The organism is Afifella marina DSM 2698, assembly GCF_900102695.1.
Lineage (GTDB): Bacteria > Pseudomonadota > Alphaproteobacteria > Rhizobiales > Afifellaceae > Afifella > Afifella marina.
In genome coordinates, this window is record NZ_FMVW01000006.1 from 29,573 (window position 1) to 47,276 (window position 17,704).

Below are 17,704 nucleotides of genomic sequence, written 5' to 3' on the forward strand. Positions count from 1 at the left end.
GGTATCACTCTGCCTCTTCCCGACCCACCCGCAGCGCGTAGACCGACGAAGACAGATCGCCGTCTTCGCCATCTTGCGTGTCGCAAATAAGCGCCTCCTGGCTCTCGGGGTCGCCCGGCATCAGGCCATGTTCGGTCAGGACGTCGAGCAAGCGCCGCCGTCGCTTGAGATAGCGGTCGCGTCTGCGCCGCGCTCCGCGGGCCTCCCGCCGCGCCACCGCAAGCGATGCCTTCGACTGCGGGTCGCGACCGGCCATGTCGGACTGCGAGAAGATGCGCACGCCACAACCGACAATCCGGCCTTCTGGATATTGGCCCGGCTCCCCAAGCGTTTCGATGATCGCCCAGCCGAGCGAGTTCGTGCCGATATCGAGGCCGAGTGTAGTGATAAGATCCGCCATGCCGTTGCCCCATTACGAGAGCACAATGATTGATCACTCTCACGAAAACTGCAAATATCATGGTGTTCAGAAATCGCAGTCCAGCCGTTAACAAGCTGAGATATGCACCAGATAAGGCGCTCTCTCCGGCGGGCGCTTTTTTGTTTTCCTTGTATCAAATCGGCCATTCTTCTGTCTTGGCTCCAATTTTGCTCAAGAGCCGGTAACGGCGACGCGTCCACGCCCGAATCTCTACTCTGCCGTTGATGCTCACAAGCTCCTTGACTGATTTCGGGCGTGTTCGGTCGAGGCCAACCGCAGCCAATAGCCCCCTCGGTGCCTAAAGTGAGGATACAAGCATAACTTCCACTGCCGGGCTGCGGGTTGGTGGAAGCAGATCTATGCGCGCGTTGCCTTTAGCTTCCACTCGTCTGGCAACCGGGCACCGGCTCGGCCAAAGACGAGATAAGCGGTCTGCTACCGGGCAATCCATGAGCGCGCTAGCCTGGTTGAACTCACTTTTCGCGCCGTTCTCCCCTGTGTCGCCTTGAGGAAGGTGTCGCGGTCGGGCGGGATGCAGGTCTTCTCGTTCGGCCCGATCTGACCGACTTGGATCCTGTCGTACAAGACTGTATGCGCATCGGACGGGACTTCGTTTGATTTCAATGGCTTACAGGCTCCCCATCCAATCACCCCTAAGTGATTGATCTTACAGCGTGATTCTGAACCAAGAGACCGATTCACACGGTCCTGTCTCACGGAGATCTCTGACCGCTCCCGTCCTCGCCCGTCATGCAACACGAGCGCCAGGATTACGTGTTCGCATGATCAGGCCGAAGGAGACGGACCGGAAAGGCCGTCAATAATCAAGAATGGCCGTTTCTCGCTGCATATTTCAAGACGCGCACGCACGCCGTAAACTCTGCTCAAAAGTTCTTCCGTGACGACCTTCTCTACCGGACCAGCCGCCACCATCGTGCCGTCGGCGATGACGATCACCTGGTCGCAATAACGCAGGACATGGTTGAGATCATGGAGCGCGATCAACACCAAAAGTTCCTTGCTCTTGGCAAGGTGGTGCATGTGGGCGAGCACCTCCACCTGGCGCGACAAATCGAGCGCCGAGGTCGGCTCGTCCATCAACAGCACCTCCGGGTCACGCACCAGCGCCTGGGCGATGGAGACAAGCTGACGCTGGCCTCCGGAAAGCTCGCCAAGACCGCGGAAGGCAAGCTCGGAAATGCGCAGGGAAGCCATGATATTCTCCACGCGCATGAGCTTCGCATCGGAGACATGCCAACCGGAATCGTTCTGTTTCGCCGCCAGGATGATGCTCTCGTAGACGCTGAGAGCCGCCTTCGCGCTGAAGTCCTGCGGCATGTAGACAATCGCGTCGCGGGGCGGCCGCACAGCTTCGAGACGCACATGACCATCCCCCGCGACATGGCCGAGGATGCGCTTGAAGAGCGTTGATTTTCCGGCCGCATTCGGGCCGATCACGGCTGTGACCTCGCCTCCGCGCAAGGGACCGACGGAAACGCCAGACAGAACCCGCCGTCGCCCGTAGGCGGCACCTACCTCGTCCAGCGACAGGCTCACCATGAGCGGCCTCGGCTCGTGAAAATCAAAGAGAAGAAGAACGGCACGCCGACAAGCGCCGTGATGATCCCGATCGGCAGAACGGCGCCCGGCACGACCAATTTGGAGATAATGGAAGCAAGCGAGAGAATGACGGCGCCGCACAGCATCGCACCAGGGAGAAAGAAGCGCTGGTCCTCTCCCATCAGCATGCGTGCGATATGCGGGCCGACGAGACCGACGAAGCCGATGGTGCCGACGAAGGCGACGGGAACGGCGGCAAGCAGGCTCACCGTCAGCATGGTCTCCAGCCGCAGGCGGCGCACATTGACGCCGAAGCTCGCCGCCTTGTCGTCGCCCAGCCGCAACGCGGTGAGTGCCCAGGAATGACGCATAAAGAGAGGTAGCGTCACGACCAGGACCGCGGCCGTGATGCCGACGCTCGACCAGGTGGATTTCGTCAGGCTGCCCATCGTCCAGAAAACGACGGCGGCAAGGGCTTGCTCGCTGGCGGTATATTGCAGAAGCGCCATCAGTGCGTTGAAGGTGAAGACAAGAGCGATGCCGAGAAGGATCATCGTCTCAACCGTCACCCCCCGCATGGTCGAGGCAAAGTGGATGAAGAGTGCTGCCAGGATCGCCATGACGAAGGCATTGCCCGGGACCATCCAATCGCCAGCCACTGGAACAAGCGCCACGCCGACGACGAGCGCCAGCGAGGCGCCGAAGCCCGCCGCGGCGGAGATGCCGAGCGTGAAGGGGCTCGCGAGCGGATTGGCGAGGATCGTCTGCATCTGCGCCCCGGCAACGGAGAGCGCCGCCCCCGCGACCACCGCCATCATGGCGACCGGCAGGCGGATGTCCCAGACGATGACCTTGAGCTGGGCGGAGACGGCATCCGGGCGAACGAGTGCGGAGACGACCTCGCCGAAGGAATAGCTCGCCGGACCAAGCGCGATGTCGCAGACAAGACAGACAAGGAGCACCGCCGACAGGCCGAAGAGCACCATCAGGCGACGGGCGACGAGTGCGCGATAGTGGCGCTGCATCATTCCCTCCGACGCCGAGGACACATCAGCCGCCCGAGCCTCGCTTGTCGCCGTCATCGGCGCCGCACCACAACGCTGCGTCCCAGGCGGCATCGGCAACAGCCGGGTGACATCCCGTACTGCCTCTTAAAGGCCGTGGAAAAGTTCGCAGCACTCGTATAGCCGGCGAGATAGGCCGCCTCGTCGATGCTGATGCCGTCCTCTTCCAGAATGCGGCGCGCTTTGTCGAGCCGCATCGTGCGCACATAGTTGAAGACGGTCGTCCCATAAGCCGTGTGGAAGAGGCGCTGAAGCGTGTTCTCGCTGACGCCGGCCGCCCGCGCCAGGACATCGACGCTAGGCAGGGAGCCGACACTGCCGCGCAGGATCTCCTCCGCCCGCGCCAGACGCAGGCGTTCCGTCCGGCTTAAGGAAGCCGCCTCGTCCTCGCCGCTTCTCCCAGTCAGAAAATCGAAGGTCGCCGCGATGATGCCGAGCACCGAACTTTCGATATGCAGCCGGCGCAGCCAAGGCTGCAGCCCCTTGGAGTCTGCGATCTCCTCCGCGCGCGAAAGGATCGAACGGCCGGGGGTCCAGGCGGCGAGCGCCAGATGGCGGTTGCAGAAATGCGCAACCTCGCGGGCGTTGCAATGCGCAAAGAAATCGCTTGATTCAAACCATTCCGGCGTAATTGCGATATTGAGACGGTGCAGCCGCTGCCCCTGTCGCCCCTGTCGGCGGAACGTCGCAGGCTCCGTCTGCGCGAGCGCGATCGCGACCGGCTGCGTACCCCCATCTCCCTCCGGCATCGGCAGGACGTGGCGCCCCACGGCCGCGAAGGTGGAGCCTCGCAGGAGGAGCTTGATGCTGAAATGCGCCGGCAGCTCCACTTCCGTGTCGAGGTCGCGCAGATTGACGACATCGGAATGATGCACATGCAGGCCCCGCCGCAGCTCCATGTTCATGAACTCGCCGCGCACCACCACGTCGCTGCCCCGCACATTCGGCGTGTGGAGACGAAAAGCCCGCCTTCCGTCCCGCGCGAAACGATCGAATTCCTGCGCTGTCAGGCCATCCACGCATTCCGCTCCGGATCTTCCGCCACACTCTTTGCGCTGAGGCAAAGGATTTTGGTGCTCCCGCAAAAGGCTCGCGCGTAGCTGCGGGAAACCTCCCCGGTTATATAAGAAATCATGATCGTCACAATCATATTTTAGTCGATCATCAGGGGGATCCCGCCATGGGGAGGCGGTAGATTGTTGGAGTATGGAATGGTTCCTGGGGCAGGATTTCGACATTTTCTGATGGCGTCGGCGGGCACGCTCGGCCTGATGGCGGCCGATGCTGCGCTGGCGCAGGACGCGATCCCGCTGCAAGAGATTGTCGTCGAGGGCGGAACGGTCGAGACGGATAAGGGCTTCGTTCCGATGCGGGCCGAAACGGCGACGAAGACGGACAAGCTCCTGATCGAGACGCCGCAGGCGATCTCCGTCGTCAATCGCGAGGAATTCGAGCAGAAGGGTGCGCAAACCATCAACGAGGCGCTGCGCTACACGGCGGGCGTGCAGGCGGATCTGCGCCCCAACGACCGTTACGACATCGTGCCGGTGCGCGGCTTCGGCGCCTACCAGAACTTCGTCCAGTATCTCGACGGGCTTCGTCTCCTGCGCGGCATTTCGTTCTCGCAGCCGACCGTTGATGTCTACGATCTTGAACGGATCGAAGTGCTCAAGGGGCCTGCTTCGGTGCTGTACGGACAGATGTCTCCCGGCGGCTTCGTCAATCTCGTCTCGAAGAAGCCGACGGAGGAGCCGATCCACGAGGTGACGCTGACGGCGGGTTCAGACTGGTACGGCAAGGCCGGGATCGATCTCGGCGGGCCGATCACCGACGACGGCACCCTGCTCTATCGCTTCGTCGCTTCCGGCCGCTACAACGAGACCCGTTGGGACGACGTGGAATCAGAGCGCATCTCCGTCTCGCCGTCTCTGACCTTCCGCCCGACGCCCGGCACGGATCTGACGCTCCTCTTCAATTACACGCAGGATCCGAAGAGCGCCTATCCGAGCTACCTGCCGTCCCTTGGTACGGCTGTGCCCAACAACGGCTACCCTGACATTCCGGACGATTTCAACGTCGGGGATCCGAATTTCGATACCTACGAGCGCACGGTCGCACGCGCCGGGTACGAGTTCAGCCAGGAGCTCGGCGAGGTGTTCACCTTTCGCCAGAACCTCCGCTATACGCATATCGACAGCGAGCATCTCGGCATGACCGGGCGCAGCATCGCCGACACCACGATCACCCGGCTCGCCGCACATCTGGACGAAGAGGTCGACACCTTCGCCATCGACAACCAGCTTGCAGCTGAATTTGCCGTCGGCCCCTTCCAGAACAGCCTGCTCGGCGGCGTCGATTACCAGTATGTCAGCGCGAGTCGGCTGATGGGTACGGGCGCGGCACCTACGATCGACTACCTCAGCCCGGAATACGGGATCGACATCGCGATCCCGGCCTATACCACCGACACCGACCAGGAAACCGAGCAGCTCGGATATTACCTGCAGGATCTGATCGAGATCGGACGCCTGAACATCGCCCTCGGCGGTCGTTACGACGATTATTCGATCGACACCGACACGGTGACCATCGCAAACGGCAGTGTTTCCTCAAGCTATCAGCAGAACACGGCCTTCACCGGACGCCTCGGCGCGACCTACCTCTTCGACAACGGGCTTGCGCCCTTCGCAAGCTACTCGACATCCTTTGAACCGCCGTCAGGGCTTGGCATCAACGGTGGCAATGTGACGGTCTTGGATCCTGTCGAAGGCGAACAGTACGAGGTCGGCATCAAGTACCAGCCGGAAGGCTTTGACAGCTTCCTCATGGCATCCGTCTACGATCTGCGCCAGGAGAACGCCGTCTCCAGCGATCGGGCCAATCCGGGCTACTATCTGCAGACCGGCGAAGTGCATTCCAAAGGCGTGGAATTGGAGGCCAAGCTCAGCCTCGACAACGGCTGGGATCTGACCGGCGCCTACACATATATCGACGCGGAGATCACCGAGAGTGCCGTCGCGGCCGACGTCGGCAACACCCCTGCCCTCGTCCCCGAACACGCTGCGTCCGCCTGGGCACATTACACCTTCCAGAAGGGCGCTCTGGAAGGAGTCGGTCTCGGGGCCGGTGTCCGCTACCAGGGCGAGACCTACGGTGCCGACGACAACAGCTTCACCGTCGACCCGGTGACGCTGGTCGATGTCGCGGCCGACTACGATTTGTCCGCCCGCACGCCTTACGACGTGTCGCTCAGCCTCAGCGTCACGAACCTTCTCGACGAGGAATACGTCTCCTCGTGCAGCAGCTCCATCTCCTGTTTCTACGGGACCCGGCGCACGGCCTATGCGCGGCTCAAATACACCTGGTGAACTTTCGGATGGAGGGTTGGGCTTATCCGCTCCTTCCTCTTTTCAGCCAACAGAGACCCCGATGCAGCATATCACTCAGGATCAGATCCGCGCCTATGTCGTCGAGGTCGGCACGCGTCAGACCGAGATCCAGAAGCGGCTTCGCGCAGAAACACTCGCCCTGCCAAACGGCCATATGGCAACCACCCCAGCGGCCGGCCAGCTTCTAGCACTGCTTGCCAGGACGATCAGCGCAAGGCGCGTCCTGGAGGTCGGAACCTTTACCGGCTACAGCGCGCTCAGCGTGGCGGCCGTCCTGCCCGAAGACGGCGAGCTCGTCGCTTGCGACAACAGCCCAGCGTGGACTGCCATAGCCCGTCGATATTGGGAAGAGGCCGGACTCGCCCAACGCATCACCTTGAAGCTTGGGGATGCGACGGAGACCCTCAGGCTCCTTCTCGCGGAAGGCGGCGAGGCCTCCTTCGATTTCGCCACTATCGATGCCGATAAGGCGAATTACGACACCTACTATGAGCTCTGTCTGCGTCTCGTGCGGCCGGGTGGACTCATCGTCTTCGACAACATGTTCTGGGGGCGCTCCGTCGCCGATCCGGAGGACAACGCCACCGACACTCTGGCACTCCGCTGCCTCAACCTGAAGATCCGTGACGACGCCCGGGTCGACATGTCGCTCATCCCGTTCGGCGACGGCACCACTTTCGTCAGGCGGCGTACATGAAAGGCCGTCCATTACTCTTTCGAGCCTTTGGCTTGGCTCTACTTGTCATTACGGCCCTCCAGACTCCCGCGCATGCCGAGATCGTCTTCACCGACATCAAGGGACGCGAGGTCACGCTGGAAAGGCCAGCGCGCCATGTCGTCGTCGACGATGCACGCATGATTATCGCCCTCTCTTTTCTGACATCTGATCCAGTCGAACTGCTCGCCGGCTGGCCGCACGACGTGAACCGTCTCGGACAGGCGCAATACGCACAGCTCAGGGCACGTTTTCCGAGCATCGCGAAGCTTCCCAAGGTCAGTGGCAACAACGAGGACATGGCCGTCGAGCCAATGATCGCAGCCGAACCCGACCTTGTTCTCCTCTCGGTTTTCTCAAGAGCCTCGCAGCGCCAGATCGATCAGCTTCATGCAGCAGGCATTCCGGTGGCCTTCGTCGATTTCCTGACTGATCCCCTCGGCAACACGGATCGAAGCCTCAAGATCATCGGACAGGCCATCGGTCGCGAGCCGGCGGCCAATTCCGTCACCGCCTTCCGCACCCGGCACCTGGATATGATCCGCGACCGAATTGCCGAAAGCGACGGCCTCAGCAAGCCAAAGGTCTACATTGAGACCCACGCCTCATATCAGGAGCCTTGCTGCAATTCCCCCGGCGAAGGCAATCTTGGCCGCTTCATCACGCTCCTCCACGCAAAAAACATCGGAGACGTGCTGGGCGAGCGGCCCTTCGGCCAGATATTGCTTGAGCATGTCGTCGTCTCCGAGCCCGATGTCTATATCGCCACGGGGGGCGCCTACATGGCGAGCCGCGGCGGTCTCGTCATCGGCAGCGGCATCTCCGAGGACAGGACGGAGGATGCGATGCGGCGCCTCCTCGCACGACCCGGCTTCTCCGAGCTTCCTGCCGTGCGCAACGGTCGCGTCCACGGCATGGCCAAGCAGCTGTTCGACCCTGTTCTCGACATCCTCGCGCTCGAGCTGATGGCACGCTGGATCCATCCGGAGATTTTTTCCGATCTCGACGTGGAAGCCAGCCGGGACGCCCTCAACCGGATGAGCGCGATCAAGCTCGAGGGCCACTACTGGACAGACTGAGAATACCGAAGCTTTGCGCGTGTCGCGCCCGCGGCGGGACGAGCGAGCGTCATTGAAGAGGAGATCTTGATGGACATGATTGCGGCTTTGGCGAACATCGTTCCGGCGAGCGAGTCCGCGGCGGAAAAACAGCCGAGCTTCATCCTCAAGATGGCGGATGAGACCATGCTCGCCTACGGCACCAAACACCAGCTGGCCGCCGGCCCCCTCGATGGCTTTTCAGCGCGCGTGGATCGCCATTTCGCCGAGCACGGGGACAGGCCGGGCATCCTCGTCGGCGCAATTCCTTTCGATCCGGCTCATTCGGCCCATCTCGTCCAGCCGGCTCGCATGCTGCGTGTCCAGGGAGATCATGAGGTTGGAGGCATTCCAGGCCTAGCCACGGCCTCCGCGCCCCTCATGCGCGTTCCCGTCATCTCCGTCACTCCGGAACCGACGGCAGATGCTTTTGGCGAGGCCGTGAATGCCGCCATCCGGGCACTGGACGATACATCGTCGGGCCTTCACAAGCTTGTCCTGTCCCGTTGCCTCAAGGTCCGCGCTGGCCGCTCCTTCTCGGCCGGCGAATTGCTGCGCCGGCTGGCAAGCGATGCGAGTGCCTCCGTCTTCATAACGGCTCTTCCCGACAAAGACGGCAAGCGCATTCTAATCGGCGCAACGCCGGAACTTCTGCTCGACAAACGTGGACACCGCATCGTCTCGCATCCGCTCGCAGGCTCTGCGCCCAGGTCACAAGATCCTGCAGAAGACCGCGCGGCCGGTGAACATCTTCTCTCCTCCGCCAAGGATCAACACGAGCACTCCCTCGTCGTGCAAGCTATCATGGACGTGCTGTCGCCCTATTGCAGCGAGCTATCGGCACCGGGCGGCACAACCTTACGCGCCACGGCAAGTCTCTGGCATCTCGGCACGCGCCTCGTTGGCCGTCTGCGCGACCCGGCGACAAGCTGCGCCGAGCTTGCCGCACTGCTTCATCCGACGCCAGCCGTCTGCGGTCTGCCGCGACAAGCGGCCCATGCCGCGATCGGCGCTCTCGAGCCCTACGACCGTGACTTCTACGCTGGCGCGGTCGGCTGGTGCGACTCCTCTGGGGACGGTCGCTGGTTCGTTTCCATCCGCTGCGCTGAGATCCGGGGAGAGGAGGCCCGCCTCTACGCAGGTGCAGGCATCGTTCCGGGCTCAACCGCCGAAGGGGAGATTGCCGAAACTGCTGCGAAGTTTTCCGCCATGCTCCACGCCTTCGGCCTTGAGGGCGAAGACGTGGAGCGGAGGATCGGTTGATGCTGCCTCTCCGTCAGGTCTGGCCAGAAGAACTGGCAGACCGCTATCGCCGCAAGGGCTACTGGCGCGGCGAGACAATGTCAGACCTTCTCACCGAGAAAGCGAACCTCCACCCCGATTGCCCAGCTGTCGTCGGCAGCCGCGACGGCGTCAAAATACGCTGGACCTACGCTGAGCTTTTTGCACGCACCCAAGCCATCGCAGCGAGCGTACACGCGCTCGGCTTCCGGCCGGGTGAGCGCATCGTCGTGCAGCTTCCCAACGTCCCCTCTTTCCTATCGATTGTGTTCGGTCTCTTCCGCGCCGGCATCGTCCCCGTCTTCGCTCTGCCGGCGCACCGCGAAGCAGAGATCGCACATTTCGTGCGGAGGTCGGAGGCCGCGGGATACCTTACGATCGACCGTTTCGGGAAGTTCGACTACCGGGAACTTGCCCGCAACGTTGCCGCCGCCACGCAGCTTCGCCGGATCATGATCCTGGGCGATAGTCAGGAATTCTTCTCTCTCGACGAGACGCCGGGGCCGGAGCATCCGACCCATACCGCGAGCCCATCCGACGTTGCTTTCCTCCAAATCTCAGGAGGAAGCACGGGCTTGTCGAAACTCATTCCACGAACTCACGACGATTATATCTATAGTTTTCGCGCCAGCGCCGAGATCTGCGGTCTCACACCGGAAAGCGTCTATCTCTGCGCCCTTCCGGCGGCCCACAACTTCCCCATGAGCTCGCCAGGCACGTTCGGCGCACTCTATGCCGGAAGCCTCGTGGTGATGGCCTCCTCGCCCGCACCGGAAACGGCATTTCAACTCATTGAAGAAGAGCGTGTCACCATCACTGGCCTTGTGCCGCCGCTCGCACTCGCCTGGATGCGTGCAGCCAGATCGAGTGAGCGCGATCTCTCGAGCCTCGAAGTCGTTCAGGTCGGCGGTGCCAAGCTGACACCAGAGGCGGCACGTCGGCTCGGACCGGCGCTCGGCTGCAAGCTGCAACAGGTTTTCGGCATGGCTGAGGGGCTCGTCAACTACACGCGCCTCGACGATCCGGAAGAGCTGGTGGTGGCAACGCAGGGGCGACCAATCTCCCCCGACGACGAAATCCGCATCGTGAACGAGTCGGGCGAGCCCGTACCGGAAGGCAGCTCGGGCCACCTTCTGACGCGAGGACCTTATACGATCCGCGGTTACCACAATGAACCGGAAGCGAATCCGATCTCCTTCACAGCGGATGGTTTCTATCGCACCGGAGACATCGTCCGGCAAACCGCCGATGGCTACCTCGTCGTCGAAGGCCGCGCCGTCGACCACATCAACCGGTCTGGTGAAAAGGTCTCCGCCGAGGAGATCGAGGACCATCTCCTCGCCCATCCGCACGTCTTCGACGCCGCCGTCGTCTCCCTGCCCGATCCGCATCTCGGCGAGCGCAGCTGTGCCTTCATCATTCCCGAAGGAGAACCGCCGCGCGTGATCGAGCTCAAGGCCTTCGTGCGCCAGCGAGGCCTCGCCGATTTCAAGGTGCCGGATCAGATCGTGCTGTTGGAAGATTTCAGCACCACGGCGGTCGGCAAGGTGAGCCGCGCGGAGCTGAGACGACGGCTCCGCGATCAGTACCTGCAAACATCGCAAGGGGAATGATGACGATGGGACTGCCGACGATCGCATCCTACGAGCTGCCTGGACGAGACGAGCTGCCTGGCTCCAGGCTTGGCTGGAAAGTCGAAGCGGCGCGCGCCGCCCTTCTCATCCATGACATGCAGGCGTATTTTTTACGTCCCTTCGACCATCGCGCGGCGCCGTTCAAACCGCTCATAGACAATATCGCGCGTCTTCGTAGCATCTGCCGTCATGCCGGCCTTCCCGTATTCTATACGGCCCAACAGGGAGGCCAGGATCGCCGCGACCGCGGTCTGCAGGCGGACCTCTGGGGGCCTGGGATGGATCGGAGCGCCGAACACGAAGCAATTCACGATGCAATCGCCCCGGGTCCGAGCGAAATTGTGCTTCACAAGCATCGCTACAGCGCCTTCCAGCGCTCGACGCTGGAAGCTTTGATGAGGGCCCGCGGCCGTGACCAACTCATCATCTGCGGCGTCTATGCCCATATCGGTTGCATGCTGACAGCCGCCGAGGCCTTCCAGCGCGACATCCAGCCGTTCTTCGTGGCCGACGGCCTCGCCGATTTCTCCCGCCCCCATCACATGCAGGCACTCGACTATATCGCCAGCACCTGCGGGATGCTCGCAACCGTGGAGGGCCTCGAAGGCACACTCACGCAAAGGATCGCAGCATGAGCGTCTTTTTCACGCGAGAGATGATGCGCGCCGACATCGCGGCCGCGATTCACACGCAGCCCGAGGAAGTGGGCGACGACGACAACCTCATGGATCTCGGGCTCGACTCGATGCGCGCTCTGAACCTCGTCCTCCTCTGGCAGGAACGTGGCGTAACGCTCGATTTTTCCGAGCTCGCCGAAGAGGTGACGCTTTCGGGATGGTGGGCGGTCTCCGAACGCCATCTTCATCGGCAAAGGGAGGCCGCCGCATGAATCGGTCGATCGCCCGTTCCGCGGACCCAGAGGAGATCGGCGGCTCCTCCCAGATCGTGCCTTTGACGGAGGCCGCCAGCGCGCTCTGGTTCGCTCAAGCGCTCGATCCCGAAAACCCGATCTTCAATACCGGCCAGATCGTGGAGATAGACGGGCCATTGGACGTAGCCGCCTTCGCTCGAGCCATCACCGGCCTCGGCGAAGAAGCAGATGCACTCAGAGTGCGCGTTCTCGACCACGAGCACCAAGCCCTGAAAGGGAACGGTCTCCATCTCGAGATCATCGATTGTTCGAACGATCCTGAGCCGCGCCGCGCCGCGCATACCGGCATCGCCGCAGACATGGATCGCCCGCTCGATCTCGCGCATGATGCGCCGGTGTGCCAACGTCTGTACAAGCTCGGCACCGAGAGCTTTCTTTGGTACCAGCGCTTGCACCACATCGTCACTGATGGCTTTGCAACCCAGCTTGCGACAGCGCGCGTCGCTGAGCTTTACAACAGCGCCATCTCTGGCATTCCCGACGGGCGGCCGCTCTCCTCTCTGGCTCGCGCGCTCGATACGGAGCGCGCTTATCGCGGCTCGACCCAGCGGGACACCGACAGCAGCTTCTGGAAAGAAACGCTTGCGGAGCTGGACAGCGTCACGGGGATGAAATCCGGCGCAGCCCGGACGGCGAGACGCTACGACCACGCCGAAATCCTTCTGGACGAGACTGTCTGCGCAGATCTCATAGCGCTCGAGCAGGCACATCGCCTCCCCTGGCCGGACGTTCTGACGGCATTTTCGGGCGCGTATTACGCGCGTCATACGACCAGCGACGAAGCCCTTCTCGGTCTCGCCTTTATGGGTCGCTTCGGTTCACGAGCCGCTCGAGTACCGACAATGCTCATGAATATCCTGCCTCTCCGCCTGCCGGTCCAAGAGGACGTCTCTCTCGTCGAATGGCTGCAGGACGCAACCATTCGCATGGTGCAGGCACGCCGGCACGGCCGCTACCGCCAGGAATGGATCCGGCGCGATCTCGGCCTCTCAGGAGCACAGCATCGGCTCTACGGTCCACTCGTCAACATTCTGCCCTTCGACGCCAACCCGCGGCTCCAGGGAGTAAAGACTGCGCTCACCCCACTTGGAACAGGACCGGTGGACGACATCACCATTTCGTTCCGCGGCGATCCGAGAAACCGTCTCGCACTCCAGATCGACACGAACCCTAACCTTTGGGGACCCGGCGAATGCGAGACGCACGCGGCACGCCTTGCCAACTTCATCCGCGAGGGCCTCCGCGCGTCGCGCCTTGGCCAGAGATTGAAGGGGGTGGCGACTGTCCTGCCGTCGGAGCACGAATGGCTCGTCTCGACTCTCAACGATACCGCTCACCCGGTCGCGACCGGAACACTGACGGGAGCGATCGAGACGGCTTTTACCCGCTTTGCCGACAAGGAGGCGCTACGCTTCGGCGCGACCTCCCTCACCTATCGGGAACTGGACGAGAGGAGCGGAGCCCTGGCAGAACGGCTGATCGACGCCGGGGCCGGACGCGATCGCCTCGTCGCGGTCGCCTTGCCACGGTCAATCGAGCTCGTCATCGCTCTTTTCGCGATCCTGCGCGCGGGCGCCGCCTATCTGCCGCTCGATGCCACACAGCCCCGCGCGCGGCTTGAGAGGATCATGGCTTCGGCCTGCCCTGTCGCCCTCCTTACAGACGGAAGAAGCGATCTCGGGTCTGTGACGACCATGCCGCCCTCCTCCTGGCCCAGACGGCGGACCGGTCGCTCTCTGCCCGAAGTCGCGCCGGGGGACCTGGCGTATGTCATTTACACCTCCGGTTCGACCGGAGAACCGAAGGGCGTCGCCGTAGAGCACGGCGCGATCATCAACCGTCTCGAATGGATGGCCAACGCTTACGGCATGGCAGCAGACGACGTCGTTCTCCAGAAGACACCCATGACCTTCGATGTCTCAGTCTGGGAATTCTTCCTGTCCATCCTCAACGGAGGGACGTTGGCCGTTGCTCCGCCGGAAACCCACAAGGATCCAGTCGCACTTATCGACCTCGTGCGATCCAACGGTGTGACCACCATGCACTTTGTGCCGTCGATGCTCATGTCGTTCCTTGCCGAACCGAAATCTTCCGGCCTCAAACTGCGCCGCGTCTTCGTCAGCGGTGAGGAACTCACCGCCGATCTCCGCGACTGCTTTCACCAGCACATCGTTGCGGAACTCCACAACCTTTACGGACCGACAGAAGCCGCCGTCGACGTCAGTTATTGGCCGGCAGTCGCAAACGACAGCTCCGCCCCGGTCCCCATAGGCAGGCCCGTCTGGAACACGCGCCTCTATGTACTCGACCGCCATCTTCGCCCGGTGCCGCCGGGCGTTGAAGGGCATCTCCACATTGCCGGACGCCAGCTTGCCCGGGAATATCTCGGCCGACCGGATTTGACGAACAAACGCTTCATTCCTGATCCATTCCATCCGGGTGAGCGCATGTATGTGACGGGCGACTTGGCGCGACTTCGCGAAGACGGAGCAATCGTCTATCTCGGTCGCAGCGACCATCAGGTGAAGCTGCGCGGCCTGCGCATCGAGCTCGGTGAGATCGAGACGGCTCTTACTGCCCATCCGGCCGTTCTGCACTCTGTCGCCGTTCTGAGGGAGGACGAGCCGAACGATCCGCGCATCATCGCTTATGCCACCCTTCGCGACGCGGTAGGGCCTGAGCAGCTGTCCGATTTTCTTCGGGAGCAGGTGCCCGATTATATGCTGCCTTCTGCGATCCTCATCGTGAAGGAGTTGCCTCTTTCCACGGCCGGCAAGCTCGATCGCAAGGCGCTCCCGGCCCCGCCACGTAAAGGCGGGCGCGGGCGCCCGCCAGAGACGGAAACGGAACGGCTTGTTGCCATGCTTTTCAGGCGTGTTCTCAGCCTTGAGAGTGAAGTATCTGCACATGACAATTTCTTCGATCTCGGCGGCCATTCGCTCCTCGCGGTCGAGCTCATGCTGCATCTACGTGAGATAGCTGGCCGCGACCCCGGTCTCGGAACACTCTTCGAGCATCCAACAGTGGCACGTCTTGCCGCCACTCTCGACGCAGGCGACGAGGATCATGGCGGCCTCCAGCCGCTTTTGAAGCTGTCCGACGCAGCGGAAGACTGTCCGTTCGTCTTTCTCATCCACCCGGCCGGCGGAATCTCATGGTGTTATGGCAGCCTCGCCCGCGCACTTGCACCGTGCCATCAGGTCTGGGGGCTCCAGGCGGAGGCCCTCTCCCCCGACATGCCCGCACCGCGTTCGCTCGAGGCTATGGCGCAGCGTTACGCCGAACACATCGCTTTTCTGACGGGCGGGTGTCCGGTCGCACTCGGCGGCTGGTCGGTCGGAGGCATCCTCGCGCAAACGGTGGCGGTTCGCCTCCAGGCAATAGGCATGTCTGTCGATTTCGTCGTCATGCTCGATTCCTATCCCGCCGATTGCTGGCGCGACGAACCCGACCCCGGGCCGGGTGCGGAGCTGAAGGCGCTTCTCGCCATCGGGGGCCATGACCCGGATGCGCTTCCCGATCTGCCGCTGACGCGCGAGGCGGTGACGGCCTTTCTCACGGAAAGCGGTAGCCCGCTCGGGCAGCTTCCCGCCGAGGCCCTCGACGGCATGGTGCGGGTGGTCGGTCTCAATAACCGCTTGGTGCGTGAACACCGCCACGAGCTCTTCCGCGGACAGATCCTGCATTTCCGCGCCACGCAAACGCCGGGCCAGCGCTCGCTAGATCCCCAAACATGGCGGCCCTACGCCCTGAACGTCACCGTCCATGACGTAGCGGCTATCCATGCGCACATGACGGGAACAGAGGCGCTCACCGAGATCGTGCCCGTCATGAGCCAATGGCTCGATATCTTCGTGCCGGCAAAGGAAAACCGACCATGAACCTGAGCGGGATAGCCGGGCGGACCGCCATTGTCACCGGTGCTGCTGGAGGGATTGGCCTTGCGGTCACCCGTCTTCTGATTGCGAGCGGCGCACATGTCATCGCCACCGATATAGACATCGCCCCACTTGTTGGAAACGCGCCCGAAGGCCTTTGTGCGCGGCAGCTCGATGTCACGCGGAGCGATGCCGTCGACGCTCTGGTGAACGAGGTCGCCGAGACCCATGACGGGATCGATTTCGGCGTGAGCGTTGCGGGTGTTCTGGGCTTCGCGCCGGTCGCCGAAACGAATGACCAGGAATGGGCGCGCATCTTTGCTGTCAACACGTCCGGCGTCTTCCACCTCGGCCGCGCACTCGCACGGATCATGAAACCGCAAAGGTCTGGCACGATCGTGACCGTAAGCTCCAACGCCGCTGGCATACCACGCCAGAACATGGCGGCGTATGCCGCATCGAAAGCAGCGGCGACCATGTTCACGCGGTGCCTCGGGCTGGAACTCGCTCCCTTCGGCATCCGCTGCAACGTCATCGCACCGGGCTCTACGCGAACCCCCATGCAAACAAGCCTTTGGGTCGGAGGCAACAGCGAGGAGAAAGTCATCGCCGGCGCACTCGATACCTATCGGACAGGCATCCCTTTGCAGAAGCTTGCAACGCCTGAGGACATCGCCCACGCTGTCCTGTTCCTTCTTTCCGAAGAGGCAGGTCATATCGCGCTTGCCAATCTCTATGTCGACGGCGGCGCGACGCTGACGTCATGAAACGAGAACAACACGCCTGGGATCCGCCGCAGGTTTCCGCCACCCCGGTTCGGGCAGACGGTTGCAGCCGTTGCCGCCTCGTCTCCAACGAAGGCCAAGCCTACAATATCTTCCTCTATCGCCCGGACGCGCCATCACCCGTGACGGGCTATCCGACCCTCTTTCTCCTTGATGCCGATACAGATTTCTTGCTCGTTGCAGAGACGATTCGGCGACTTTCGCGCAGGCCCGCAGCCACTGGCGTTCCTCCTCTTGTCGTGGCTGGGATCGGCTTTCCCGAGCAGGAGCGTGATCTCTACCGCTACTTCGATCTCACCGAAGGCCCTCCAGCCCATGATCCGTTCCTACGTCCGCACGAAGCGAGATTTGGTGGGGCGTCTGTCTTTGCACAATTTCTTCAAACGACCGTCGCGTCCTATGTCGCCAGCGTCGTTCCGATCGATCCGGTGAAATCGGTGCTTTTCGGGCATTCTCTTGCCGGCTTCTTCGTGCTCGACAGATTGACCCACGAACCCAGGCGCTATTTCGGCTCCATCGCCATCAGCCCATCGATCTGGTGGAACCGCGCACATCTGATGGCGGCACTTCCCGCGATCGGGGCGGCCGGCTCCCTTTACGCCGCGATTGGAGAATGGGAAGAGGAACTCGCCCCGTGGCAGCGCACTGCTCTCGCATCGCCGCGTTATACCTCGATCCGTCACGAGCGCCGCATGGTGAGCAATTTTCGCGAACTCGGCGATCGCCTAACGAACTCGGCCGCGATCTTTCCAGCCCTCTTCGAGACTTATCCCGACGAGGACCATGCAAGCGTCCTGGCAGCGAGCCTCGCCCGTGCGCTGCGTTTCATTTTCACAAAGCAAAGAGACTGACCAACCTTAAAAGCACGATGAGGGGCTGCACAGAAACAGCTCAAGCCCCGGCGATTGCGGCCCGGGACGAGCTCCCGCAGTGCTCAGATCCGGTGGAT

The 17,704-nt window shown here is 62.4% G+C and carries 14 protein-coding genes; 10 read left to right on the plus strand and 4 right to left on the minus strand.

From position 1 onward, the window contains the following. Positions 1-4 precede the first annotated feature (4 nt). The 4 genes from BLP76_RS12975 to BLP76_RS12990 form a co-directional block, all read right to left on the minus strand. Positions 5-400, minus strand: coding sequence for a hypothetical protein (locus BLP76_RS12975; RefSeq protein WP_092813868.1), 396 nt, complete (start codon positions 398-400; stop codon positions 5-7). An 807-nt stretch (positions 401-1,207) separates the two neighbouring features. Further along, complete coding sequence (locus BLP76_RS12980) at positions 1,208-1,981, minus strand: ABC transporter ATP-binding protein (protein ID WP_092813871.1); 774 nt, start codon at positions 1,979-1,981, stop codon at positions 1,208-1,210. After that, positions 1,975-3,009: a FecCD family ABC transporter permease gene (locus BLP76_RS12985; protein WP_244514575.1), complete on the minus strand. Its 1,035-nt coding sequence runs from the start codon at positions 3,007-3,009 to the stop codon at positions 1,975-1,977. The genes BLP76_RS12980 and BLP76_RS12985 overlap by 7 nt, the downstream gene beginning before the upstream one ends. A gap of 50 nt (positions 3,010-3,059) precedes the next feature. After that, complete coding sequence (locus BLP76_RS12990; RefSeq protein ID WP_170130463.1) at positions 3,060-4,064, minus strand: helix-turn-helix transcriptional regulator; 1,005 nt, start codon at positions 4,062-4,064, stop codon at positions 3,060-3,062. 192 nt (positions 4,065-4,256) lie between these two features. Here BLP76_RS12990 and BLP76_RS12995 point away from each other — a divergent pair, with 192 nt between their 5' ends. The 10 genes from BLP76_RS12995 to BLP76_RS13040 all read left to right on the plus strand — a co-directional run bounded on the left by BLP76_RS12995 (position 4,257) and on the right by BLP76_RS13040 (position 17,606). Continuing rightward, positions 4,257-6,413, plus strand: coding sequence for a TonB-dependent siderophore receptor (locus BLP76_RS12995; RefSeq protein ID WP_092813881.1), 2,157 nt, complete (start codon positions 4,257-4,259; stop codon positions 6,411-6,413). 61 nt (positions 6,414-6,474) lie between these two features. Then, positions 6,475-7,131, plus strand: a complete 657-nt coding sequence (locus tag BLP76_RS13000; RefSeq protein ID WP_092813884.1) for an O-methyltransferase — start codon at positions 6,475-6,477, stop codon at positions 7,129-7,131. 32 nt (positions 7,132-7,163) lie between these two features. Then, positions 7,164-8,228 carry an ABC transporter substrate-binding protein gene (locus BLP76_RS13005; protein WP_170130461.1) on the plus strand — a complete coding sequence of 355 codons (1,065 nt, stop codon included), beginning with the start codon at positions 7,164-7,166 and terminating at the stop codon, positions 8,226-8,228. A 69-nt stretch (positions 8,229-8,297) separates the two neighbouring features. Next, positions 8,298-9,509: an isochorismate synthase gene (locus BLP76_RS13010; protein WP_200170560.1), complete on the plus strand. Its 1,212-nt coding sequence runs from the start codon at positions 8,298-8,300 to the stop codon at positions 9,507-9,509. Then, positions 9,509-11,140, plus strand: coding sequence for a (2,3-dihydroxybenzoyl)adenylate synthase (locus tag BLP76_RS13015; protein ID WP_092813890.1), 1,632 nt, complete (start codon positions 9,509-9,511; stop codon positions 11,138-11,140). Before BLP76_RS13010 ends, BLP76_RS13015 begins: the two co-directional genes overlap by 1 nt. A gap of 5 nt (positions 11,141-11,145) precedes the next feature. Further along, positions 11,146-11,796, plus strand: a complete 651-nt coding sequence (locus BLP76_RS13020; RefSeq protein ID WP_092814342.1) for an isochorismatase family protein — start codon at positions 11,146-11,148, stop codon at positions 11,794-11,796. Then, positions 11,793-12,050 (plus strand): phosphopantetheine-binding protein, encoded by a 258-nt coding sequence (locus BLP76_RS13025; RefSeq protein ID WP_092813894.1) that lies wholly within the window; start codon positions 11,793-11,795, stop codon positions 12,048-12,050. Before BLP76_RS13020 ends, BLP76_RS13025 begins: the two co-directional genes overlap by 4 nt. After that, positions 12,047-15,973 (plus strand): non-ribosomal peptide synthetase, encoded by a 3,927-nt coding sequence (locus BLP76_RS13030; protein WP_092813897.1) that lies wholly within the window; start codon positions 12,047-12,049, stop codon positions 15,971-15,973. The genes BLP76_RS13025 and BLP76_RS13030 overlap by 4 nt, the downstream gene beginning before the upstream one ends. Continuing rightward, positions 15,970-16,737, plus strand: coding sequence for a 2,3-dihydro-2,3-dihydroxybenzoate dehydrogenase (locus BLP76_RS13035; protein ID WP_092813900.1), 768 nt, complete (start codon positions 15,970-15,972; stop codon positions 16,735-16,737). The genes BLP76_RS13030 and BLP76_RS13035 overlap by 4 nt, the downstream gene beginning before the upstream one ends. Next, positions 16,734-17,606: an alpha/beta hydrolase gene (locus tag BLP76_RS13040; protein WP_092813903.1), complete on the plus strand. Its 873-nt coding sequence runs from the start codon at positions 16,734-16,736 to the stop codon at positions 17,604-17,606. The genes BLP76_RS13035 and BLP76_RS13040 overlap by 4 nt, the downstream gene beginning before the upstream one ends. Positions 17,607-17,704 lie beyond the last annotated feature (98 nt).